At 72.8% G+C, this 22,791-nt stretch carries 22 protein-coding genes and 1 pseudogene; 19 read left to right on the forward strand and 4 right to left on the reverse strand.

What is annotated here, in order from left to right; genetic code table 11:
- Positions 1-87: 87 nt before the first annotated feature.
- The 9 genes and pseudogenes from ACZ4XX_RS29510 (at position 88) to ACZ4XX_RS29550 (ending at position 6,076) form a co-directional block, all read left to right on the forward strand.
- Complete coding sequence (locus ACZ4XX_RS29510; RefSeq protein WP_468510906.1) at positions 88-603, forward strand: hypothetical protein; 516 nt, start codon at positions 88-90, stop codon at positions 601-603.
- Positions 600-1,694, forward strand: a complete 1,095-nt coding sequence (locus tag ACZ4XX_RS29515; RefSeq protein WP_468510907.1) for a peptidoglycan-binding protein — start codon at positions 600-602, stop codon at positions 1,692-1,694. The genes ACZ4XX_RS29510 and ACZ4XX_RS29515 overlap by 4 nt, the downstream gene beginning before the upstream one ends.
- A complete protein-coding gene (locus tag ACZ4XX_RS29520; RefSeq protein WP_468510908.1) occupies positions 1,691-2,578 on the forward strand; it encodes an ABC transporter ATP-binding protein in 888 nt (295 codons plus the stop codon). Before ACZ4XX_RS29515 ends, ACZ4XX_RS29520 begins: the two co-directional genes overlap by 4 nt.
- Entirely contained in the window at positions 2,578-3,780 is a 1,203-nt protein-coding gene (locus ACZ4XX_RS29525; protein WP_468510909.1) for an ABC transporter permease, read from the forward strand. The genes ACZ4XX_RS29520 and ACZ4XX_RS29525 overlap by 1 nt, the downstream gene beginning before the upstream one ends.
- Positions 3,781-3,865: 85 nt before the next feature.
- Positions 3,866-4,114, forward strand: a pseudogene (locus tag ACZ4XX_RS29530) (class I SAM-dependent methyltransferase); the annotation flags it as partial.
- An 8-nt stretch (positions 4,115-4,122) separates the two neighbouring features.
- Positions 4,123-5,052 (forward strand): ADP-ribosylglycohydrolase family protein, encoded by a 930-nt coding sequence (locus tag ACZ4XX_RS29535; RefSeq protein ID WP_468510910.1) that lies wholly within the window; start codon positions 4,123-4,125, stop codon positions 5,050-5,052.
- Entirely contained in the window at positions 5,039-5,440 is a 402-nt protein-coding gene (locus ACZ4XX_RS29540; RefSeq protein WP_468510911.1) for a hypothetical protein, read from the forward strand. The genes ACZ4XX_RS29535 and ACZ4XX_RS29540 overlap by 14 nt, the downstream gene beginning before the upstream one ends.
- Before the next feature lie 130 nt (positions 5,441-5,570).
- Positions 5,571-5,831, forward strand: coding sequence for a hypothetical protein (locus ACZ4XX_RS29545; RefSeq protein ID WP_468510912.1), 261 nt, complete (start codon positions 5,571-5,573; stop codon positions 5,829-5,831).
- Positions 5,832-5,878: 47 nt separating this feature from the next.
- Positions 5,879-6,076, forward strand: a complete 198-nt coding sequence (locus ACZ4XX_RS29550) for a hypothetical protein (protein WP_266972740.1) — start codon at positions 5,879-5,881, stop codon at positions 6,074-6,076.
- A gap of 7 nt (positions 6,077-6,083) precedes the next feature.
- On the opposite strand, the gene ACZ4XX_RS29555 is transcribed toward ACZ4XX_RS29550, so the two are convergent.
- Together ACZ4XX_RS29555 and ACZ4XX_RS29560 are read right to left on the reverse strand one after the other, a co-directional pair.
- Positions 6,084-6,848: a GntR family transcriptional regulator gene (locus ACZ4XX_RS29555; RefSeq protein ID WP_468510913.1), complete on the reverse strand. Its 765-nt coding sequence runs from the start codon at positions 6,846-6,848 to the stop codon at positions 6,084-6,086.
- A 35-nt stretch (positions 6,849-6,883) separates the two neighbouring features.
- Positions 6,884-7,651: a GntR family transcriptional regulator gene (locus ACZ4XX_RS29560; protein WP_468510914.1), complete on the reverse strand. Its 768-nt coding sequence runs from the start codon at positions 7,649-7,651 to the stop codon at positions 6,884-6,886.
- 180 nt (positions 7,652-7,831) lie between these two features.
- Here ACZ4XX_RS29560 and ACZ4XX_RS29565 point away from each other — a divergent pair, with 180 nt between their 5' ends.
- The 5 genes from ACZ4XX_RS29565 to ACZ4XX_RS29585 are packed head-to-tail and all read left to right on the forward strand — an operon-like array spanning position 7,832 to position 13,822.
- Positions 7,832-9,091, forward strand: a complete 1,260-nt coding sequence (locus ACZ4XX_RS29565; protein ID WP_468510915.1) for an extracellular solute-binding protein — start codon at positions 7,832-7,834, stop codon at positions 9,089-9,091.
- Complete coding sequence (locus tag ACZ4XX_RS29570) at positions 9,088-10,011, forward strand: carbohydrate ABC transporter permease (RefSeq protein WP_468510916.1); 924 nt, start codon at positions 9,088-9,090, stop codon at positions 10,009-10,011. The genes ACZ4XX_RS29565 and ACZ4XX_RS29570 overlap by 4 nt, the downstream gene beginning before the upstream one ends.
- Entirely contained in the window at positions 10,008-10,841 is an 834-nt protein-coding gene (locus ACZ4XX_RS29575; protein WP_468510917.1) for a carbohydrate ABC transporter permease, read from the forward strand. The genes ACZ4XX_RS29570 and ACZ4XX_RS29575 overlap by 4 nt, the downstream gene beginning before the upstream one ends.
- A gap of 9 nt (positions 10,842-10,850) precedes the next feature.
- Positions 10,851-12,350, forward strand: coding sequence for a beta-N-acetylhexosaminidase (locus ACZ4XX_RS29580; RefSeq protein ID WP_468510918.1), 1,500 nt, complete (start codon positions 10,851-10,853; stop codon positions 12,348-12,350).
- Between the two features lie 47 nt (positions 12,351-12,397).
- A complete protein-coding gene (locus ACZ4XX_RS29585; RefSeq protein ID WP_468510919.1) occupies positions 12,398-13,822 on the forward strand; it encodes a cellulose binding domain-containing protein in 1,425 nt (474 codons plus the stop codon).
- Between the two features lie 50 nt (positions 13,823-13,872).
- Here the strand turns inward: ACZ4XX_RS29585 and ACZ4XX_RS29590 are convergent, their stop codons facing one another.
- Entirely contained in the window at positions 13,873-14,865 is a 993-nt protein-coding gene (locus ACZ4XX_RS29590) for an SMP-30/gluconolactonase/LRE family protein (protein WP_468510920.1), read from the reverse strand.
- Positions 14,866-15,114: 249 nt separating this feature from the next.
- On the opposite strand from ACZ4XX_RS29590, the gene ACZ4XX_RS29595 reads away from it, so the two are divergent.
- Entirely contained in the window at positions 15,115-16,116 is a 1,002-nt protein-coding gene (locus ACZ4XX_RS29595; protein ID WP_468510921.1) for an ArsR family transcriptional regulator, read from the forward strand.
- 15 nt (positions 16,117-16,131) lie between these two features.
- Here the strand turns inward: ACZ4XX_RS29595 and ACZ4XX_RS29600 are convergent, their stop codons facing one another.
- Entirely contained in the window at positions 16,132-16,569 is a 438-nt protein-coding gene (locus ACZ4XX_RS29600) for a DUF6234 family protein (protein ID WP_468510922.1), read from the reverse strand.
- Positions 16,570-16,748: 179 nt separating this feature from the next.
- On the opposite strand from ACZ4XX_RS29600, the gene ACZ4XX_RS29605 reads away from it, so the two are divergent.
- From ACZ4XX_RS29605 to ACZ4XX_RS29620, 4 genes are all read left to right on the forward strand, one after another.
- On the forward strand, positions 16,749-18,884 hold the full coding sequence (locus ACZ4XX_RS29605) for an FUSC family protein (protein WP_468510923.1): 2,136 nt from the start codon (positions 16,749-16,751) through the stop codon (positions 18,882-18,884).
- A 236-nt stretch (positions 18,885-19,120) separates the two neighbouring features.
- Positions 19,121-19,771, forward strand: coding sequence for a helix-turn-helix transcriptional regulator (locus ACZ4XX_RS29610; RefSeq protein ID WP_468510924.1), 651 nt, complete (start codon positions 19,121-19,123; stop codon positions 19,769-19,771).
- A complete protein-coding gene (locus ACZ4XX_RS29615; RefSeq protein WP_468510925.1) occupies positions 19,771-20,535 on the forward strand; it encodes a Pvc16 family protein in 765 nt (254 codons plus the stop codon). The genes ACZ4XX_RS29610 and ACZ4XX_RS29615 overlap by 1 nt, the downstream gene beginning before the upstream one ends.
- Positions 20,532-22,646, forward strand: coding sequence for an ATP-binding protein (locus ACZ4XX_RS29620; protein WP_468510926.1), 2,115 nt, complete (start codon positions 20,532-20,534; stop codon positions 22,644-22,646). Before ACZ4XX_RS29615 ends, ACZ4XX_RS29620 begins: the two co-directional genes overlap by 4 nt.
- Positions 22,647-22,791 lie beyond the last annotated feature (145 nt).

Consider the following 22,791-nt stretch of genomic DNA (forward strand, 5'->3'; position numbering starts at 1 on the left):
CTCCTGTGTATCCGAAGGCGACCTTTCGCCGGTGTAAACGAAACCGCTGAGAGAAACGAAACACCCCTTCGCGGCACGCTCCACGCCATGACGATTCGACGGATCACCCGGGCCGCGGCCGCCACCTCCCTGGCCGCCGCCCTCACCCTGCTCTCCACCGCCTGCTCGGGATCGGGCTCGGACTCGGCGGGCTCCGGCAGCGGGCAGAAGGACGGGAACGTGAGTGACGAGGGGAAGAAGGCCGACCAGGCCTTCGAGCACCGCAAGTGCCTGCGCGAGCAGGGTCTCGACGTGCCCGAGCCGAAGCCGGGCGAGCAGGGCGTCGGGCTGACGATCGGCGGTGACGGCATGTCGAAGGAGAAGATGGAGAAGGCGTTCAAGGCCTGCCAGGACAAGGCCGGCGGCGCCGGATTCGGCAAGGAGCCGACACAGGCCGACAAGGACGAGGCGCTCGCATACGCGAAGTGCATGCGGGAGAACGGCTTCAACATGCCCGACCCGAAGTTCGACGGCGGGGCGCAGGCGGCCATGCCGATACCCCAGGGCGCGGAGAAGCAGAAGTTCGACAAGGCCGCCAAGGCGTGCGAGAGCGTGGCCCGATGAGCGGCCGCGAGCGGCCGATGGCCCGGCGCCGCCTCGTGCTCGCCCTCGCGGCGATCGTCGCCGTCGCGGGCGGCGGCGCGGCGGTCACCGCGGTGTCCGCGCCCGACAGGGCGGCGGACGGGCCCGGCGGAGCCGCCGATTCGAAGGGTCTGCCGAGCGCGACCGCTCCCGTCACCCGCGGCGACCTCAGCAACAGCTCCCAGCAGGACGGCACCCTCGGCCACCTCGGCGAACGGAAGATCAACGCGGGTCCGGCCGGAGTCCTGACCTGGGTCGCGGCGACCGGCTCGGTCGTCGAACGGGACGAGCGGCTGTACGAGGTCGAGGGCGGCCCGGTCCGTCTGATGTACGGAGCCGAGCCCATGTACCGGACGCTCAAGACCGGCGACAAGGGCAAGGACGTGCGCCAGCTGGAGGAGAACCTCGCCGCCCTCGGGTACATCGGCTTCGACGTCGACGAGGAGTACACGGCGAAGACGGCCGCAGCCGTGAAGCGGTGGCAGAAGTCCCACGAACTGAAACGGACCGGCACCGTCGGCCCTGATCAGATCGCCTTCGCGGGCAGCGCGGTACGGGTGAGGGAGGCGGGTTCCGCGCCCGGCGACCGGATCGCGCCGGGCGGGCCGGTGCTCACCGTGACCGGCTCCGAGCGGGTCGTACGCTTCGAGATCCCCGTGTCGGAGGCGGAGTCGGCGAAGGCCGGGACACGGGTGAAGGTCCGACTGCCCGACGGTACGGAGCTTCCGGGGAGGGTGTCGGCCGTCGGGAAGACCGCGTCGGCGGGCGACGACCCGCAGGACCGTACGCCGAAGATACCCGTCACCGTCTCCTTCGACCGACCGGAGAAGGTCAAGGGCATCGACCAGTCCCCGGTCACCGTCGACCTCACCGGCGAGACGCGCCGGGACGTCCTGACCGTACCGGTGAACGCGCTGCTCGCCCTCCCCGGCGGCGGCTTCGGCGTCCAGGTCGTCGAGAACGGGACGGCCCGGGACCTGGAGGTCCGGCTCGGCATGTTCGGGCAGGGCCGGGTCGAGATCAGCGGCGAGGGGCTGCGCGAGGGCATGAAGGTCGGGGTGCCGTCCGCATGACGACCTCGGCCATGACCACGAGCTCGACCCCGACGCCCGGCGGGACGCCGACGCCGGTCGTACGCCTCCGCGGAGTCACCAAGGAGTACGCGGGCGGTGTGCGTGCCCTCGACAGCGTCGATCTCACCATCGGCGAAGGGGAGCTGCTCGGCATCGTCGGGCCGTCCGGATCGGGCAAGTCGACGCTGCTGCACATCATCGGCACCCTGGACCGGCCGAGCGCCGGCACGGTCGAGATCGCCGGGCACGACATCGCCTCCCTGACGGACCGGAGGCTGTCGGCCCTGCGCGCCCGCCGTATCGGCTTCGTCTTCCAGGCCTTCCATCTGGTGCCGGGCGTGGGCGCGCTGGAGAACGTGGCCGAGGGGCTGCTGTACTCCGGGCTCCCCCGCGCACGGCGGCGCAGGATGGCCGCCGAGGCGCTGGCCCGGGTGGGCCTCGCCGACCGGATGAAGCACCGGCCGCACGAGCTGTCGGGCGGGCAGAAGCAGCGCGTCGCCATCGCGCGCGCGGTGGTCGGCGAACCGGCTCTGCTGCTCGCCGACGAGCCGACGGGCGCGCTGGACTCGGCGTCCGGGGAGGCGGTGATGACGCTCCTGCACGAACTCAACGCGGAGGGCGCGACGATCGCGGTCATCACGCACGACACGGAGATCGCGGGGCGGCTGCCACGGCAGGTGCGGATACGGGACGGACGGGTGGTGGCGGATACGTCGCTCGCCCCCGGCGGGGCGGGGGCGGTCGGTGTCCCGGGCGAGGCTGGTACGAGCGGCAGGGCCGGCACGACCGACGGTTCCGACGGATCCGGCCGGTCCGGATCATCCGCCCCGTCCGGGTCACCCGGGTCGCCCGGCCCGTCCGGTGGCGGAAAGGTCGCGGCCTGATGTCCCGTACGAGGAAACTCACGGCCGCGCGGCTCGGCCCGCGGGACGTCCTTCACGTCGGCTCGGCCGGGCTGCGGAGCCGGCCCGTACGCGTGGTGCTCTCGGCCCTCGGCATCGCCATCGGGATCGCCACGATGATCGCAGTCGTCGGCATCTCCGCCTCCAGCCAGGCCCAGTTGCTGCGGCGGCTCGACGCTCTCGGTACGAACATGCTGGTCGCCAAGCCGGGCGAGGGGATGTTCAGCGGGCAGGAGGTCAAGCTGCCGAAGGACGCGGTGGGGATGGTCGGCCGGATCGCCGGAGTGGAGAAGGCCGCCGGGACCGGCGACCTCACGAGCTCCGTGCGCCGTTCCGAGAAGATCCCTGAGGCCGAGACCGGCGGGATCGCGGTGAAGGCGGCGACGGAGGGACTCCTCGACGTCCTCAGGGGCGGGCTCGCGTCCGGCACCTGGCTGAACGCGGCCACGGGCCGCTACCCGTCCGTGGTCCTCGGCCATGTCGCCGCCGAGCGCCTCGGAATCACCGAGCCCGGCCGGCAGGTCTGGATCGACGACCGGTACTTCACGGTCATCGGCATCCTCGATCCGCTGCCGCTCGCGCCCGAGATCGAGCGGTCGGCGCTGGTCGGCTGGGCGGGCGCGGAAGGGCTGCTGGGCTTCGACGGGCATCCGACGACGGTGTACGAGCGGTCCACCGACGCGTCCGTGGAGGACGTGCAGCAACTGCTCGCCCCGACGATCGATCCGCAGAACCCGCAGAACGTGTCGGTCGGCGATCCGTCGTCGGCGCTCAAGGCCAAGGCGGCGACGGAGGGAGCGTTCTCCACACTGCTCCTGGGGCTCGGCGGGATCGCGCTCCTGGTGGGCGGGGTCGGCGTCGCCAACACGATGATCATCTCCGTCCTCGAACGCCGCCACGAGATCGGCCTCCGCCGGTCCCTGGGCGCGACCAGGGGCCAGATCAGGATCCAGTTCGTGACGGAGTCCCTGATGCTGTCCGGCCTCGGCGGCCTGGCGGGCGTGGCGCTCGGCGGGGCGGCGACGGGTGCGTACGCGTCGGCGGGCGGGCTGCCGTGGGTCGTACCGCCGTGGGCGGTGGGCGGCGGCTTCGCGGCGACGCTCGCGATCGGCACGGTGGCGGGTCTGTACCCGGCGGTCAGGGCCTCCCGTCTGTCGCCGACGCTGGCGCTGGCCACGGCTTAGGTCCTCGTCGGCCTCCCGTCGTCACACTCCTGTCGTCGTCCGAAGGGCAGGCGGGAGTGTGACGACAGGACCCTGGCCTGCCCACATGTCCGACGACACCCTGCACGCCGAGCGTGACGACCGACCCGAGGGATCCCGGCGCGTGCGTCTGAGCCGGACGTTCGACGAGGACGCGGAGTCGTACGACCGGGCCCGACCGGGCTACCCGCCGGAGCTGTACGACGACCCGGCGGAGCTCGCCGGCGCCCGCCCCGGCAGTCGGGTGCTGAACTCCTCACCGGAGGGGAGGCCGGCTCGGAAAACGCGATGCCGGGGACGTCGGCCGACTGCGATCATCGTCCGATGACGAACGTGCCTGCCGCCGCCCTCGACTCGTTGCACGGGCTCGCCTTCGGTGACGCCTTCGGTGACCGCTGGTTCGGCATCCTGCGCCGGGAGGGCCCGGCCGCCCTAGAGGCGCGGACGCTGCCCCCGGAGCCGCTGTGGCAGTGGAGCGACGACACCGCCCAGGCGCTCGTTCTCGTCCGGGAGCTCGCCGACGGTGACGGCGGAGTCGACCGGGACCGTCTCGCCATGAGCCTCGCGGCGGCCTACGCCGACGACACGCACCGGGGGTACGGCGCTTCGATGCATGACGTGCTCCGTCGGATCGGCGCGGGCGAGCCCTGGCGTGAGGTGGTCGCCGGCCAGTTCGGCGGACAGGGCTCCTGGGGCAACGGTGCCGCCATGCGCGTCGCCCCGCTCGGTGCGTGGCACGCCGCCGATCTCGACGTGGCCGCCGAGCAGGCGGCCCGCCAGAGCACGGTCTCGCACCACCATCCGGAGGCGGTCGCCGGGGCCGTGGCGGTCGCGCTCGCCGCCGCTCTGGCGACGCTCAGCCGTGGCGGACCCGCTCCGTCACGGCCGGAGTTCCTCCGGGCCGTCGCCGCACGCCTTCCCGAAAGCGACGTGCGCTCCGGTCTGCGCATCGCGGCCCGGATGCCGGAGCGCACCTCGGTGCGGCACGCCGCGGAGGTCCTCGGTTCCGGCTACCGGATGTCCGGGCCCGACACCGTCCCGTATGCGCTGTGGTGTGCGGCGGGGCACCTCGACGACCTGCACGAGGGGCTGTGGTTCACGGTCGCCGGGCGCGGTGACATCGACACCACCTGTGCCATCGCAGGCGGGGTGATCGCCGCGCGAACCGGCGTCGACGCCCTCCCGGCGGCCTGGCACGCGGCCCGCGAACCGCTGCCGCCGGTCGTGCCGTGCCATGCCGATGAACGCCGATGAGCCGGTGCCGCGTGAGGTGAAGCGCCTGGACACGGCTTCGCTGCTCGCGCTGGAGGAGCGGGCTCTGGAGCTCGTGCTCAACCAGCGGCTGGATCCGGTGTGGGTCGAGGCGCACGCGTCGCCCGGCGGTACGCACTTTCTGTGGCCTGCCGTGTGGAACAGCCTGCCCCATCATCCCGAGGTGCCGCGGCAGTTGCGGTGCGAGCTGCTGATCGTGCTGCGCGGCGGGCAGCACGTGATGAGCCTGCTGGACATGCTGCCGGAGGACTTCACGCCGCTGCCGAGGGTGACGTCGCGGGTCGAGGGGATGCGGGTGAGTCGCCTCCTGGACGACTCCCCGACCGTGTGGCAGTGGCTGTCGCGGAAGGGCGCTCCCGGGCCCGCGTAGGCGTGGGGGCTCGTTCGTGCTGCTGCCGGACGGGCCCGCGCAGGCGTCGGGGCTCCGTCGCCGCACTGTTGTCCGGTCCGCACCGGAATTCCACCGCGCCGGCGGGACGGCGGGTGTGATACTTCCCGGCGTGCGCATCATCCCCGACGGCAGTACCCCGCTCTCGCGGGCGGTTCTGGTGGACGCCCTCGAGAACGACGACGGCCTCACCTTCGAGCCGGCGTCTCCGCTCTTCCTCGCCGCGGGCGACCGGCTGCGGTTCGAGGGCGAGGAGCTCGTCGTCCTGCGGGAGGGAGGGGTTCGGCACGACTTCGTCGGCGACTGGCTCTGGCGGTGCCGCGTTCGCCCCACGCGCCGCCCCGGGCGTGCCACAGGAGACGCCCACCTTTAGCCCGTTTTGGGTGATTTCATCCAGTGCTCCGCCTCGTTGATCAGCCCATGAAGCAGCTCGGACGTCGTCGCTGGATCTGGTCCCCCATCACCTCCTGGCAGGCCAGGAGGCTCTCCCGGGTGTCCGGGGTGAGTCTCGACGAGGCGTGGGTCAGGATCCGCCTGACCACGCACCCCGAGGAGTCCCACCTCGCCCTGACCCGTGACGTGCTCACCCGGGTCCTGCTCACCCGGCGCACCGGATGAGCGGTCGTCACCCGACCGTCCCCCACCACGTCCCGCCCCGTCCCGCATCCGTCGCCGGGTCGCCGGGCGGGCCGTCGCCGAGGGCGAGGCGGGAGACGATGCGGTAGCGGTCGCCGCGGTAGAGGGAGCGGACGTACTCGACGGGCCTGCCGTTCGCGTCGGAGGTGATCCGGTCGAAGAGAAGGGCGGGCGACAGGACCGGCACGTCGAGCAGGGCCGCCTCCTCCTCGCTCAGTACGGTCGGCTCGATCGACTGGACCGCGTGGGCTGGCCGGATGCCCCGCCGGTCCCGCAGATGGGCGTAGAAGCCGGCTTCCATGTCGGCGGCGGTGAGCCCGGGGACCAGGTCGGCCGGGACGTGCAGGTGTTCCAGGGCGATCGGGGCGCCGTCGACGCGCCGGAGCCGCGTCACGTGGACGAGTTCCGCCGCCGGGGAGATCGCCAGCCGGCGGCCGATGCGGGCGCCGGCCCGTACGGTGCGGAGTCCGAGGACCGTGCTCGTCCAGTCGTCCCGGCCCCGGGGCGCGCCCGCCGCCCGGTGCTCGGCGACCAGTTCCTGGGTGATCTTGTCCGGTGCCACGAACATGCCGCGGCCGTGTTCCCGTACCAGCAGGCCCGTGGCGACGAGTTCGTCGACCGCCGCCCGCAGGGTGGGCCGGGAGACGCCGAGGGTGGCGCAGAGCGTGCGCTCGGACGGGATGGCGTCGCCGGGGCGGCGGCTCTCGATCACGGTCAGCAGATGCTCCCGTACGCGCTCCCGCTTCAGCTCCATGCCGTCCACTCCCCCGTGCGCCGTTCCGCTGCCGGTCAGTATGCATCCCCCTCCGTCGAAGAGGTCACGAGGCCGTCGCGGGTGAAGTCGAGGCGGGAGACGATGCGGTAGCGGTCGCCCCGGTAGACCGAGTGGACGTACTCGACGGGGCGGCCCGCGGTGTCGAGGGTGAGGCGTTCGATCAGCAGGGCGGGCGAGAGGACGGGGACGTCGAGGAGCGCGGCCTCGTCCTCGCTGACGACGGTCGGCTCGATCGACTGGGTGGCCTCCTGGACGTGGACCCGGTGGTGCTCCCGCAGGTGGTCGTAGAGGTCGCCCGCTTCGAGCTCCTCCGGGGTGAGCGCGGCGCCGACCAGGTCCGCCGGTATGTGCAGGTGCTCGATGGCCATGGGGGAGCCGTCGACCAGGCGGAGGCGGGCGACGTAGAGCAGTCCGGCGGCGGGCGAGAGGCGGAGCCTGCGACCGATGCGGGCACCGGCCCGGACCGTGGCGGATTCCAGGACCGTGCTGGACCAGGTGCCCGACGCGCGGGGCACGGTGAAGGCCGCGTCGTCCGGGGCGAGCCGTTGGGTGATCTTGGCGGGGGCGACGAACATGCCGCGGCCGTGCTCCCTCACCAGCGCGCCGGTCGCGACGAGTTCGTCGACGGCGGCGCGCAGGGTGGGCCGGGAGACGCCGAGGGTGGCGCAGAGGGTGCGCTCGGAGGGAATCGGGTCGCCCGGGCCGCCCGCCTCGATCAGGCCCAGCAGGTGTTCCCGTACCCGCTCCCTCTTCAGCACCCCGCTGGAGGAGCCGTCCTTCATGCCACCCACCCTCATCCCGACTGGTCAACTGGTAAGTCCGATACTAACCGCAGCGGTTGACCTGAGACCCGGTGAACAACCCATGTTTTTCAAGGGATTGACGACTCCCCTCGGTCGTGCCACCTTCTGGTCACACACCTGACCACTTGACCAATTGGTCAACCATTCATCGAGGTGCCCGTGAAGACTCGTCCCCTCGCCGGCTGCGTCGCCCTCGCGGCGGCCGTCGCCCTCACCGCCACGGCCTGTGGCGGATCGGGCGACCCGGCAGCCTCCGGCGGACCGGAGAAGGTCACCGTATGGATCATGAAGGACAGCGTCACCGACGCCTTCCTCGACCGCTTCCGCACCGGCTTCGAGGCGGAGCACAAGGACATCGACCTGGACATCCAGATCCAGGAGTGGGACGGCATCGGCGAGAAGGTCACGGCCGCCCTCGCCAGCAAGGACGCCCCGGACGTCATCGAGGTCGGCAACACCCAGATCGCGCAGTACGCGGCGAGCGGCGGCGTCCGTGACCTCAGCGACAGGACGGCGGAGCTGAACGGCGCGGACTGGCTGCCGGGGCTCGCCGAGCCGGGCCGGGTCGACGGCAAGCAGTACGGCATTCCCTGGTACGCGGCCAACCGGGTCGTGATCTACCACAAGGACCTGTTCGCCCGCGCGGGCGTCACCACGCCCCCGAAGACACAGGCCGAGTGGCTCGGCGTCACCGCGAAGCTCAACCGGGGCAGGACCCAGGGCATCTACCTACCCGGCCAGAACTGGTACACCCTGTCCGGCTTCATCTGGGAGGAGGGCGGCGACCTCGCGGTCAAGGACGGGTCCGCGTGGAAGGGGGCGCTCGACACCGCCCAGGCGCGCGCCGGCATGGACTTCTACCGGCAGCTCCAGGCCCTCGGCAAGGGCCCCAAGGACGCCGACGAGGCCAAGCCCCCGCAGGCGGAGGTCTTCGCCAAGGGCGAGATCGCCCAGATCATCGCCGTACCCGGCGGCGCGAAGATCGTCGAGGAGATCAACCCCGTGCTCAAGGGCAAGCTCGGCTTCTTCCCGATCCCCGGCAAGACCGCGGGGAAGCCCGGCGCGGTCTTCACCGGCGGCTCCGACCTCATCGTGCCGGAGGCGTCGACCCATCCCGAGGCCGCGTACGAGGTGGTCAAGGCGCTGGCGGGCGAGAAGTGGCAGACGGACATGGCCAGGACCATGAGCTACGTGCCCAACCGCACCTCGCTCGCGCACGTGATCCAGGACGACGAGGGGACGGCCGCCATGGCCGCCGGCGCGGCCCGGGGCCGGGCGACGCCGAACTCCCCGCAGTGGGCGGCCGTCGAGGCCACCAACCCGATCAAGCAGTACATGACCGCCGTGCTCACCGGAACCGATCCCGCACAGGCGGCCGCGGCCGCCTCGCAGAGCATCACCAAGACCCTCGGCTCGTGAGCGTCCCCGCCGTACGGCTCCGCGGCCGGGCCGGCCGAGCCGCCTTCTGGCCCTACCTCCTCGTCGCCCCCACCGTCCTCGGGGGTCTGCTCCTCCTCGGGTATCCCTTCGTCCGCAATCTGCTGATCTCCTTCCAGCAGTACGGGATGGGCGAACTCATCCGTGGCGACGCCGCGTTCGTGGGGTTGCGCAACTACCGGACGGTGCTCGCCGACCCCGAGTTCTGGGAGGTCGTCCGGCGCACCTTCTGGTGGACCCTGATCAACGTCGTCCTGATCATGGTGATCGGCACCCTGGTCGCCCTGATGATGCAGCGGCTCGGCCGGCGGATGCGGATCCTGGTGACGACGGGGCTGGTCCTCGCGTGGGCCAGCCCGGTCATCGCCACCACGACGGTGTTCCAGTGGCTCTTCGCCTCCCGCCTCGGGGTGGTCAACTGGGCGCTCGTACAGCTCGGGTTCGAGTCCTTCGAGGGCTACTCGTGGCTGGCGGACGGCCCCGCCGCGTTCACCGTCCTGGTCCTGCTGGTGGTCTGGCAGTCGGTTCCCTTCGCCGCGATCACTCTCCACTCGGCGCTGCTGACCGTCCCCGCCGAGCTGTACGAGTCGGCCCGGCTCGACGGGGCCGGAGGCTGGCGGATCTTCCACTCGGTCACGCTTCCCCTGCTGCGTCCGATCTTCGGTCTCGTCCTCTGTCTGGAGGTCATCTGGGTCTTCCGCTGCTTCGCACAGATCTGGGCGGTGACCAAGGGCGGGCCGGGCGAGGCGACGACCACCCTGCCCGTGTACGCCTACCGGGTCGCCCAGTCGCTGCACCGCTACGACCTCGGGGCGGCCGTGTCCACGCTCACCGTCCTCCTCCTCGTGGCCGTGCTGATCGCCTACTTCCGCCAGATGCTCCGACAGGAGGCCGACCGATGACACCGCGCACCCTGCGCCGCCTCCCCCTGAACACCGCGGCGGCGCTCGTCTTCGTCCTGGCCGTCTTCCCGGTGTACTGGATGGTCCTCACGGCCTTCCGGCCCACCCGCGACATCCAGTCCGAGACCCCACGGTTCCTGCCCGGATCCGTCACCCTGGAGCACTTCCGGAACGCCGTGGCCGCCGACGGGTTCTGGATCTTCTGGCGCAACAGCCTGCTCGTGACCGCCGGCTGCGTCGTGCTCGCCCTCGTGGTGGCGCTGGCCGCGGCGTTCGCCGTCGCCAGGATGAACTGGCGCGGCCGGCGGGGCTTCATCCTCATGGTCTTCATCGCCCAGGTGGCGCCCTGGGAGGCGCTGTTGATCCCGATGTACGTGATCGCCCGGGACGCCGACCTGCTCGACCGGCTCGCGACCCTCAGCCTCATCTACTTCATGGTCACCCTGCCCTTCACCATCGTGACCCTCCGCTCCTTCCTGGCGGCGGTACCGGCCGAACTGGAGGAGGCCGCACAGGTCGACGGATGCACCCGCACCGCCGCGTTCCGCCGGGTGACGCTCCCGCTGCTCGCCCCCGGGCTGCTCGCGACCTCGCTCTTCGGGTTCATCACCGCCTGGAACGAGTTCGCCTTCGCCAACATGCTCATCATCAAGAACCAGGACGACCGGACCCTGCCCGTCTGGCTGTCGTCCTTCTCCAACGTCTTCGGCACCGACTGGGGCGCCACCATGGCCGCCTCCACCCTCTTCGCCCTGCCCGTCCTCGTCCTCTTCCTGGTCCTGCAGGGCCGGGTCGCCGCCGGAATGACCGGCGGAGCCGTGAAGGGATAACGCACCGCGATGCCCCACCCCCGACTCGTTCCCGAACCCACCCACCTCCAGCTCCTGCCCGGCGCGTTCACCTTCGACGACTCGACCGCCCTCAAGGTCTCACCGGGCGCCGAGGGCGCGGCCGGACTGCTGCGCACCCTGCTCGGCCCGGCCACCGGCCTGCCGCTGCCCGCGCGTGCGGACGGCTCCGTCGTCCTGGCGCTCGACCGCGCCCTCACCGGCCTCGGCGAGGAGGGGTACGGCCTCACCATCGGCGCCGAAGGGGTACTGCTGCGGGCCGCCCGCCCGCAGGGACTCCTCGCCGGCGTCCAGACGCTCCGACAACTGCTGCCCGTCGAGGCCCTTCGCGCCGAACCCGTGGCCGGCGTCGCGTGGTCCGTGCCCTGCGCGCAGATCACCGACACCCCCCGTTTCCCCTGGCGCGGCTCCATGCTCGACGTCGCCCGCCGCTTCCGGCCCGTCTCGTATCTCCGGCGCTACGTGGACCTCCTCGCCCTCCACAAGCTCAACGTCCTCCATCTCCACCTCACCGACGACCAGGGCTGGCGCATGCCGGTCGCCGCGCTCCCCCGCCTCACCGAGGTCGGCGGACTGCCGCACGGCGGCGCCTACACCCGTACGGAACTCACGGAACTGGTGGCGTACGCGGCGGAGCGCGGCGTCACCGTCGTGCCGGAGATCGAGATGCCGGGGCATGTCCGGGCCGCGCTCGCCGCCTACCCCGAGCTCGGCAACCACCCGGGCCGTACCTATGACGTCTGGGACCGGTGGGGCGTGTGCGACACGATCCTCGGTGTCCACGACGGAGCGCTCGGCTTCTGCCGCACCGTCCTGGACGAGGTGATGGACGTCTTCCCCTCCTCGTACGTCCACATCGGCGGCGAGGAGTGCCCCACGACCGAGTGGCACGACTCGCCCGCCGCGCGCCGGCGGGCGGCCGAGGAGGGGCTGCCGGGCCCCGCGGCCCTGCACGGCTGGTTCATGGAACGCGTCGGACGGCACCTCCTCGACGCGGGACGGCTGCCGCTGAGCTGGACCGAGAACGGCGCCGACCTCCCTCCGTACTTCACCGTCATGCCCTGGCGCGACGCCGACCACGGTCGTACGGCCGTCCGCCGCGGGCACCGCGTCGTCATGGCGCCGCACCGCACCACGTACCTCGACTACCCCCAGTCGGCCAGCCCGGCCGAGCCGCCGGGCCAGGCCGGCGAGGTCGTCGATCTGCGCACCGTGCACGGCAACGAACCCGCTCCGGCGGACTGGAGCCCGGAGGAGGCGGCCCAGGTCCTCGGCTCCCAGGTGCAGTTGTGGACCGAGTACGTGCCCACCACCGCCCACGCCGAGTACCTCACTTTCCCCCGGCTCTGCGCACTCGCCGAGGTCGTCTGGACCGGCCGCCACGACTGGCCGGGCTTCCAGGAGCGGCTCCGCCACCACCGGACACGGCTCGACACCCTCGGGGTGCCGCGCCGCCTGCCGCCCACGCCCCTCCTCACCCCCACCCCCTGACCCCGCCCGTAGACCGGAAACACCCCACCCCAAGGAGAGGAATCACCATGAACGCCCCCACAAGGAACAGGAACCTGCGGATCCGTGCCGCGCTCGCCGTCGCCGCGGTGACGGGGCTCGGCGCCACCGCCCTCACCGCCCTGCCGGCGGCGGCCGCCGGTGAGGCGGTCACCGTCCAGTACCGGCAGAGTTCGACCGGCGGCGACCAGGTCGAACCCTGGCTCAAGGTGGTCAACACCGGCTCGTCGAGCGTCCCGCTGAGCCAGGTCAAGGTCCGCTACTACTTCAAGGCCGACGCGGGAGCCTCGTACACCTACGCCTGCTCCTGGGCGGTGAAGGGCTGCGCGAACCTCACCGGCACCTTCGGCACGCTCCCCCACCCCACCGCGACCGCCGACCGCTACCTCGAGATCGGCTTCACCGCCGGGGCCGGTTCCCTGGCGCCCGGCGCGGACACCGGCGACATGCAGCTGCGCTTCCACCGCTCCAACTGGCAGTCGCTGAACCAGAGCGACGACTACTCCTTCGGACCGGCCCGGACGACGTACGCCAACTGGTCCAAGGTCACGGCGACCGTGGGCGGCGTGCCGGTCTGGGGCACCGCACCGGCGGGCAACGAACCCACCCCGACGCCCACCGACCCGACCACCCCGCCGCCCAACGGGGCGACGCTCTTCGACGACTTCGACTACACCGGGCACACCGACCCGACGATCGACGCCCACGGCTGGAGCGTCCGCTCCAACTCCGGCGGCCCCGGGGTGCCGGGCGCCACATGGGCGCCCGAGAACGTGACCTTCGCCAAGGAGGGCACGAACTCGATCATGAACCTGCGGAGCTCGACCGCGGGGACCGGTGAGTCCACCCGGCACACCGAGATCCTCACGCGGGCCTCGAAGTTCAAGAACGGCACGTACGCGGCGCGGGTGCGCTTCTCCGACGCACCGGTGTCCGGTCCGGACGGCGACCGAGTCGTGCAGACCTTCTTCACCATCAACGACCTCAAGGCGCCGATGGCCGACGACTACGCCGAGTACGACTTCGAGTACCTGCCCAACGGAGGCTGGGGCGAGCCCGCCAACATCCTCTACACCACCTCGTGGGAGACCTACCGGCCCGACCCCTGGGAGGCCGTCAACCAGCACTCCGAGGCCCGCACGAGCTACGCCGGCTGGCACGACCTCGTCCTGACCATCGACGACAACACGATCGTCTACTACGTCGACGGGCAGGAGTTCGGCCGGCACGACGCCCGGTACCTCCCCGAGCGCCCGATGTCGATCAACTTCAACCAGTGGCTGATCGACCTCGCCGGCCAGACCTCGACGACACCTCGCTCCTACGACCAGAAGGTCGACTACGTCCTGCACGTCAAGGACCAGGTCCTGACCCCGGCCCAGGTGGCCGCGAAGGTCGGTGCCTACCGCACGGCGGGCACGACCTTCCAGGACACGGTGCCGGCCACGCAGTAGGCCGCACCGGTGGGCCGCCGTCCCGTGCGGCGGCGGCCCACCGACAGGGCTCAGGAGGTGCGGCAGGTCGGGTCGTCGACGGCGCTCACGGTGTACGGGGGCCGGCCCGGCGGCTCGTCCAGCTGGCTGTTCACCACATAGAGGCGGCAGCCGTGCCGGGCGAGGGTGGTCGGCAGGTCGAGGACCTCGGCGCCGAGCGACTCGTTCGTCAGGCGGTGGGTCACCGTGCCCGTACGCAGCTCCTCGTCGAGACGGGCGATGTACACGCCGTGCGGGGCACCGTAGTTGAGCACGGCGTAGAGCGTCCGGCCGCGCAGCACCATCCCGTCGGCCCCGAAGGACTGCTCCCCGAGGGAGAGCCGGGTGACGGTCCGGTCGGCGGTGTCGACGCGCCAGACGGCCTCGGTGCCGTTGGATGCGACCAGGAGGGTGGTGCCCGACTCGTTGGCCACGATGCCGTTCAACAGCCAGTACCGCGCCGGGAACTCCGGGAACGCCGAGCGGATGTCGAGCCACGGTTCGAGAGGGCCGAGGGCGCCGCCCCGCATCTCCGCCCGGTACACGACCGGGTTGGCCCAGTCGGTCACGTACACCGCGTCCCTCGTCACGGTCAGGTCGTTGAGGTCGGGCGCGCCGAGCGGTCCGCCCACGGCCGTACGGGTGGCGAGCAGCCGCCCGTGCCGGTCGTGGACGGTCAGCGTCGCCCCGCCGACCGAGAGGACCCGGCCGCGCCGGTCGGTGTGGACGCCCAGGGTGCTGGTGCGGCCCTCCGTCCCCCGTGCGGGAAAGGGCCTCAGCTCCGGGCGGCCGACGTGGCCGCGGTACAGCGCGCCCGTCCCGTCCGAGGACACGTACAGGGTGCCGTCCGGAGTGACCGCGATCCCCTCGGGGAGCACGCCGGGGGCCCGGGAGACCACGTAGGTGTCGGGCAGGTCCCGGGCGACGGCCGGCCCCGGCGCGCCGCCGAGGGCGGTGAGGCCGGTGACGCCGGTGAGCAGGACTGTGACGGCGAGACGGGCGGTGCGGGTGGGGGCGCGGCGCATGGGTGTGGCCTCCGGAGGTGGTCGGCGAGGTGGACACGGGGAGCCTGCTCCGTCGTCCCCCGCGACGCATCGCCTTTCACGTCTGAGCGAAAGGGTCCGGCCTCGCCGCTCGTGAACGGGTCCCCGCCACCTCTCCTGAACAGGTCCGCCGTCACCTGTCCTGAACAAGGCCGCCGTCAGCTCCTCTTCATGAACAGATCCGCCGTCACCCCTGGGTGAACGGCGCCGTGGGGCCGATAATCGGTCGGCATGATCCGCCTTCACTTCACTGCCGCCGATCTGCGTCGGATCACGCTCGCTCCGGCGGCCAACGCGCTGTCGGAGACCGTTCTGAGCCTCCGCCTGGGCCTCCGTCCCGGCCTGCGCCGGGGTCGGCGGGTGCGGGCCGCGGCCCGGCAGTGGCACGAGTCCCTGCCGGGAGGCCCCAGGCTCAGGGCGGGCGTTCTCGCCGAACTGCTCTCCGAGGACGGGTTCGTCCCCGACTTCCTGCTGCAACCTTCGGCGCACGACTTCGCCGAGGCCCTGGAGTCGGCCGCCTCGACGCCGCCGGAACGGCTGGCGCTCGATCTCGGGATACCGGAGGTCTCCGGCTGGAACGGCGGCCTGGGCCGCCCCGGCCGATGGGCCCACGACCTGGCCCAGGGCGCCCCGGCCGCCTCCGCCGCGCTGGTCGACGACGCCCGCGGCTACTTCCGCACGGCGATCGAGCCGCTCTGGCCACGGATCCGCGGCGACGCCCTGACCGATCGGGCACTACGGGCGGAGATGCTGCTGCGCGGGGGTGTCGACGCCCTCCTCACCACGCTGGGCACGACGTGGAACTGGCAGCCGCCGACGCTGCACCTGCCGTCCGCCTCGACGTACGACATCCCGTTGTGCGGGCGGGGCCTGCTCCTCGTTCCGTCCTGGTTCGCGACCGGCCCGATGGTGATGTACCGCCCGGAGGCGGCGACGGTGCTCGTCTATCCCCTGTACGACGACGGCGCCGGCGCGGGCCGGGCGGACGCGTCCGGTGACCGGCCGGAGGCGCTCGCGGCGCTGCTGGGGCGCAGCCGGGCGCAGGTACTCGCGCTGCTGCGGTCCCCCGCCACCACGACGGCGCTCGCCGAGCGCGCCGCCCTGTCGCTCGCGGCCGCCAGCCAGCACGCGGGGGTCCTGCGCGGAGCGGGTCTGATCACCACCGTGAGGACGGGCCCGTCGGTGCTCCACAGCCTCACCCCGCTCGGCGCCTCCCTGCTGGCCGGGGCGTGAGCGCCCGCGACCCGCTCAGCCTCCGGTCCGGGCGCACTCGCTGTTGTCGCCGCCGCTGCGGCAGCCCACGGACGTGCCGTGCCGCTCCGTGACGGGACGGTCGCGCGCGTCCTCACGGTGCTGCGCCGTCAGCCCGCCGGCGATGACGACGGCGACGAGCGTGGCCATGAAGCCCTGACTGATCACGGTGATCACGGCTTTGACCTTGGCGGCGATCACCGTCGCGGCGAAGGCGAGCAGGCCGACCCCGCCCGCCCAGGGCAGATAGCCCGACAACGGATCGGTCCGGCCCGGCCCGGCCGGGTCGAACGACACCCCGGTGAGGAGCCACGCGCCGAAGATCACCACCAGCAGAGACAGTTCCAGGAGCAGGAGGCCGCATCCGGCGCCGATGTCGGCACCGCGGTCCGCGTGGTCGCCCGTCCGGTCGGAGCCCAGCGAGTGTCGGGTCATGGCCGTCACGATGCCGACCCGCGGGGGACGCGCGCATGAGTAGCGGTACTCAGGTTCCCGTACTCGGTGTGCCCCGCCCCCTGCTCCCGAGCTCCTCCGCCGCCTCCGGACCCGCAGGTCGACGCGAGGGCGGACGGTCGCCGCATGCCGGACCGGGCGTCCCGGTGGATCCTGGGGGTATGGGTGGCACTCCCGGGGTGCGGCTGTCGAAGGCCCGGCTCCCGCCCGCCTACGCGGCGGCCGTACGGCGGTCGGTGCGCGTCACGCTCGCCGCCACCGCCGGTTTCTACCTCTTCCTGTACGGCTTCGACTCGGCCGTGGCCGCCACCTACGCGCTCTTCGCCGCGGTCGCGATGGCGGGTCTGTCGCACATCCCCGGCACCGGGCGGCAGCGGGCCGCGACCCTGCTGCCCGTGGTGCCCGCCTGCTGGGTGCTGATCACGATCGGCACCTACCTGTCCGTACGGACGTGGAGCGCGGTCCTCGGCATGCTGGTCGTCGGATTCGTCCTGACCTTCATGGCCGTGGGAGGGCCGCGGCCGGCCGGCGCCGCGCCGGGGCTGCAGCTGATGTACATCCTGCCGTCCTTTCCGCCCTACGTCCCCGAGACCCTCGGCGAACGGCTGGTGGGAGCGACGGTCGGCCTGGCGCTGCTGATCCTCGCCGAGGCGTTCCTGCTGCCCGACCGCGCGCCGGGCGCCCCGTACCGCGAGCTGGCCGCCCGGGCCGCCGACCGGGCGGGGCACTGCGCCGACGAGCTGGCCTCCGCCCCGTACACGCTCGGCGACACCGCGCTGCGGGCCGCCCGGGAGCTGAGCGGCGGCCTGCGGTCCTCCCGGGTGCCGGAGGCGGAACGGCCCGCGGGTCCGGGTGTCAGGGCCCGGGCCCTGGCGCACACCGGTCTGGCCGCCCGCACCCTGCTGGGGCGGCTGGCGTCGCTGCCGCCTCCGCCGGGCGGCCCGGCGGAGGGCGGGAGGTGGCCCGGGGTGCTGCGCGCGGTGCGCGACGCGTGTCTGGAGACCGCGTCCCTGCTACGCGGCCACGACGTCTCAGGAGACGCCCTCTCCCGGCTCCAGGAGGTGCGCCGGGCCCTGGCCGGGGGCGCCGAGCCGGGTGCCACGCCCGCCGGGCTGCGCCGCCACGCGGCAGTCCTGGAAGTGGCCGATGCCGCGCTGGCCATGTCCACGGCGGCGGAGATCGCCGTCCGGGGGAGGGCCGCACGGGCGGCGGCTCCGGGGCGGTTCTGGTACGCGCGGATGCGGGCACCCCAGCTGTGGTGGCGGCGGCTCTCCGGGCATGCGGGGCAGCGGTCGGTGTTCTTCCAGAACGCGGTGCGCATCGCGCTGGCACTCGCGGCGGCACGGACCATCGCAGGCCTGGACACGCTGCCGCACGGATTCTGGATGCTCCTCGCCACGCTCACCCTGACCCGTACGACGGCGCGGGAGACGCGGAGCACGGTGCGGGTGGCCCTCACCGGGACCCTGGTGGGGGCGGTCGTCGTGGCCGCGCTGCTCGCCCTGGTCGGGACGGACACGACGGTGTACGCCGCCGCGCTGCCGCCGTTGATGCTGGTCGCCTTCACGCTGGGTCCGGTGAAGGGAGTGGGGTGGGCCCAGGCGATGTTCACGATGGTCGTCGCCCTGGTCTTCGCCCAGCTGGCCCCCGCGACCTGGCGGCTCGCCGAGTTCCGGCTCCTCGACGTGCTCGCCGGCAGCGCTGTCGGCGCCGTGTTCGGTCTGCTCGCCTGGCCCAAGGGGGCCCACGACGAGTTGCGGCGGTCGGTGGCGACGATGCTCCGGACCGCCGCGGAGACCGTCGTGGCCACGACCGCGCAGCTCGCCGCGGGTGGTGCGCGTGCCCCCGTGGCCACCTCGCCGGGTCACCGGTCGTTGCAGCACGCCCTGATCATGGCGGAGTCTGCGTACGCGCAGTACCGGAGCGAGCCGAAGGCGCTGGAGACTCAGGACGACCCCCAGGACTGGCAGGCCGCCCTGCTGTCCGGCCACCACACGCTGTGGGGCGCGGACCGGCTGCTCGTGCCGCCCGAGCCGACCGTGGTCCCGCCCCTGCCCCCGGAGCCGGCCGAGGCGGTCACCCGGATCGGCGACCGGGTGGCCGCGGGCATGTTGCTGGTCTCCGCCCGTCTGGATCCGATCGGCGACACGCCGGGCGCCCCGGTCGCCGTCGGCGCACGGGACTTCGCCGACTTCGCCGCCGAGCCGCCCGGTGCTCCTCGGCCGTATTACGCGGCCGTGGAGTGGCTGGATTCGCTGATGACGGACGTGGAGCGGATGGCGGCCACCCACAAGTGAGCTGTGCCACAGACGAATTGGCTGTTCAGGACCCGCGGGCGGGGGTCCTGGGGGACGACAGCGATGCGTTAGCGCGGCGGCAGCGGGACGTGAGCGGCGCACGGGAACCTGGAAGGGACCACCGTGGCCGGCACGCCGGCCACGGACAGCAGACCAGTAATCAGCAGACCACGGGGACCTCGCCATGCGGCCGCGCACGGACGGTCGGGGCGAGTGAGAAGGAGCAGGTAGCGGAAGTGCTCACCAAGCGGGTGACGGTGACCGTCCACGCGTCCGACCCACTCAGTCGGGCCGGGCTCATCAGCCATCTGAGGCATCAACCGACCGTCGACGTGGTCCCTGACCAGGACGACGCGTGCCGGGACGCCCCGGCGGTCGCGGTGATGCTCGCCGAGCGGATCGACGAACCCACCACGGCCGAACTGCGGCGCCTGTTGCGGGGCAGGGACCAGCGCGTCGTACTCGTGGCGCGCGAGCTGCGCGAGCCCGACTTGCTGGCCGTCGTCGAGTACGGGGTGCGGGCCATCATCTGGCGCCATCAGGCCACCGAGCAGCGGCTGTTGAGTGCCGTGCACAGCGCGGCGCGCGGCGAGGGCGAGCTTCCGCCGGACCTCGTCAGCCGTCTGCTGAACCAGGTGGGGCGCCTGCAGCGGGCGACGACGGCGGGTGCGGCCACCGGAGCGGCGGCGCCGCTCTTCGGGATGGCGCCGCGCGAGGTCGACGTCCTGAGGCTGCTGGCCGAGGGGTTCGACACCCGGCAGATCAGCGAGAAGCTCGCCTACTCCGAGCGCACCGTCAAGAACATCCTGCACGCGCTGATGACGCGTCTGCAGCTCACCAACCGGGCGCATGCCGTCGCGTACGCGCTCCGCGAAGGCTACATCTGATGCTTCATGAGATCGACGAGGGACTGCGCCGGCTGCTGGCGCCCGCCGTCGAGGGCGATGTCGCCTTCGACGCGCCGACCCGCGACTGGGCGGCCCGCCGCAACGCCCCGACCCTGAACGCCTATCTGTACGACATCCGGGAGGACGTGGCCCGGCGCGAACGCGGTGCCTACGCCGAACGGGACGCCCAGGGCGTCGTCACGCGCAAGCGCCTGCCACCACGCTGGTTCCGGCTCTCGTACCTGGTGACCGCCTGGACCTCCCGGCCCGAGGACGAGCACCGGCTGCTGTCGGGGGCGATGGCGCTGCTGCTTCCGCACGAGGTGCTGCCCGAGGACGCGGTGCCCGAGTCGGTGCGCTCGATCACCACGTCGCTGCCGATCTCCGTCGCGGTGCCGCCCGCCGAGTCGCGGTCGCTCGCCGACATCTGGTCGGCGCTCGGCGGTGAGCTGAAGCCCTCGCTGGACGTGGTGATCACCACGCCGTTCCCCGTGACACCGGTGTACGCGGTGGCTCCGCCGGTGACCGAGGGGGAGATCGTCGTACGTGGCGTCTCGGGTGTGCCCGTCGCGTCGAGGCCGCGGACGATGCGGCGCCAGGGCGCGGCGCGGGTGACCCTTCAGGCAGGGGCGCCCGACGCGCCCACGGGAGCGAAGGAGTCCCGAGTGGTCGAGGAGAGCGCGGTGGCGTTCGAGGCCCCGGAGGGCCTCGAAGCGCTGGAGAACGGCAGTGGCGGCGGCGCGCGGGACGGAGCCGGCGCATGAGCGACCGCCGGGCCGTCCTCGGTTCCCCGCTGCTCGAACACCTCGCCGTTCTGCGCGCGCGGGTCGGCGCGCTCGTCGACGTGCGCAGTGCCGGGGATCCCACGGCCGGTGATCCGCTGCGCGGGCTCTACGTGTCCGCGGAGACCGCACGCCGGATCGCCGCGGGACCGGACGCCCATGAGGCGTACGAGGTGACTGAGGCGCGCGAGGTTCAAGAGGCGCACCAAGCCGACGAAGCTCATCAAGCACACAAGGCACATGAGACGTCTGAGGCACACCAGGTGCACGGGGTCGACGGCCCGCTGCCGGACCTCGGCGGGAACGATCGCCTCGGCACGCTCGCGCGGGCCTTCGGTCTGTCCCCGCTCGACGCGCACATCCTGCTCGTGGCGCTCGCGCCGGATGTGGACCGGGGTTTCGAGGCGCTGTACGGGTACCTCAACGACGACGTCGGGCGGCGCCGCGCCACGATGGCCCTCGCCCTCGACCTCGCGGGTACCGGCCCCTTCGACCCCGCCGCACGTGACCGTTTCCATCCGGACGCGCCGCTGCGCTCCGGCGGCCTGCTCGACGTCGAGGACGAGGACCGGCCGCTGCCGGGCCGGGCCCTGTACGTGCCGGAGCGGGTGGTGGCGCACCTGTTGGGCGACGACACCCGGATGGACGCCCGTCTGTCGGGGGTCGGCGTGGAGTTGCCGGCGTCGAGCCCCGCCGGTGCGGGGCAGGACGTGGCGACCACGCCGCTCGGCGCCCGGGTGGTCGCCGCCGGGCCGGTCACCGTACATCTGCGGGAGCGCGTGCCGGGGGCCGCCACCGACGCGGTCGTGGCAGCGTTGCTCGCGGCCGGGAGGCCCGTCCTGCGGTACCGGCCGGAGGGCGTCGACGCGGCGGTGGCACGGGTGGTGCTCCGTGAGGCACGGCTGCGCGGCGCCGCGGTGGTCGTCGAGCCGCTGCCACCGCGGCCCGGTCCGCTGGTGCGGGCGCTCGCCTCGTCCGGTACGACGGTGGTGCTCGCGGGCGCCGACGCGCCCGATCCCGGCTGGGCGCCGGACGTGGAGCTCCTGGCTCTCGACGCGCCGGGCGGCACGGCCGGCACCGCAGATCTGTGGCAGCGTGAACTCGGGCCACTGGAAAGCGACTTCGATCTGACCGAGGCCACTGCGGCATACCGTCTCAGCAGCGATCAGATCCGTCGCGCGGCCCGTACGGCGCGGGCGCTCGCCGCCTTCGAGGGCACCGCGCCGACCCTGGCGCACGTGCAGCACAGCGCCCGGCTGCTCTCCGCGCCGCTGCTCGACAGCCATGCCCGACGGATCCGGCCCGCGGTCGGATTCGCCGATCTCGTCCTGCCCGAGGAGCCCCTGGGCCTGCTCCATGAGCTGACCGCGCGGGCCCGTCACAGGGACAGGGTGCTCGGCGAGTGGCGGCTGCGCACCGGTGGCGGACGCGGACGCGGTGTCGTCGCGCTGTTCGCCGGGGAGTCGGGCACCGGCAAGACGCTCGGCGCCGAGGTGGTGGCGGGCGAACTGGGCCTGGACCTCTATGTGGTGGACCTTTCCTCGGTGGTCGACAAGTACGTCGGCGAGACCGAGAAGAACCTGGAGCGGATCTTCGTCGAGGTGGACCGCACGGACTGTGTGCTGCTCTTCGACGAGGCCGACGCGGTGTTCGGCAAGCGGTCGGAGGTGAAGAGCTCGCACGACCGGTACGCCAATCTGGAGAGCGCGTATCTGCTGCAGCGGCTTGAGGCGTTCGACGGGATCGCGGTGCTGACCACCAATCTCCGGGCCAACATCGACGACGCGTTCACCCGCAGGCTCGACGTGGTCGTGGACTTCCCGTTCCCCGACCCCGGGCAGCGTGTGTCGCTGTGGCAATCCTGTCTGGCGGGCACTCCGAAGGCGGCGGACGTGGCCGGGGAGATCGAGCGCTGCGCCAAGGAGTTCGAGCTGGCGGGCGGCGCGATCCGGTCGGCCGCGGTGACGGCCGGGTACCTGGCCGCGGCCCGTGGCTCGGCGGTGACCGGCGAGGACGTACGGGCGGGGGCCCGGCGCGAGTACCGGAAGGCGGGGCGGCTGGTCCTGGAGGGAAGGGCCCCCTGGGCCCCGTAGACGCGGGGAGGACGGGAGCGGCGCAGGGGAGGGGGGGGGGGGGGGGGGGGGGGGCCCGTGTCCTTGGTCTTCGCGTGGGTATGTCCCCCCCTCCCCCCCCCCTCGTGTGTCGCACCTTGTCTCCCGCGGCCTCCGGTCGCCCCAT

This window comes from Streptomyces sp. NPDC029956, assembly GCF_055574655.1.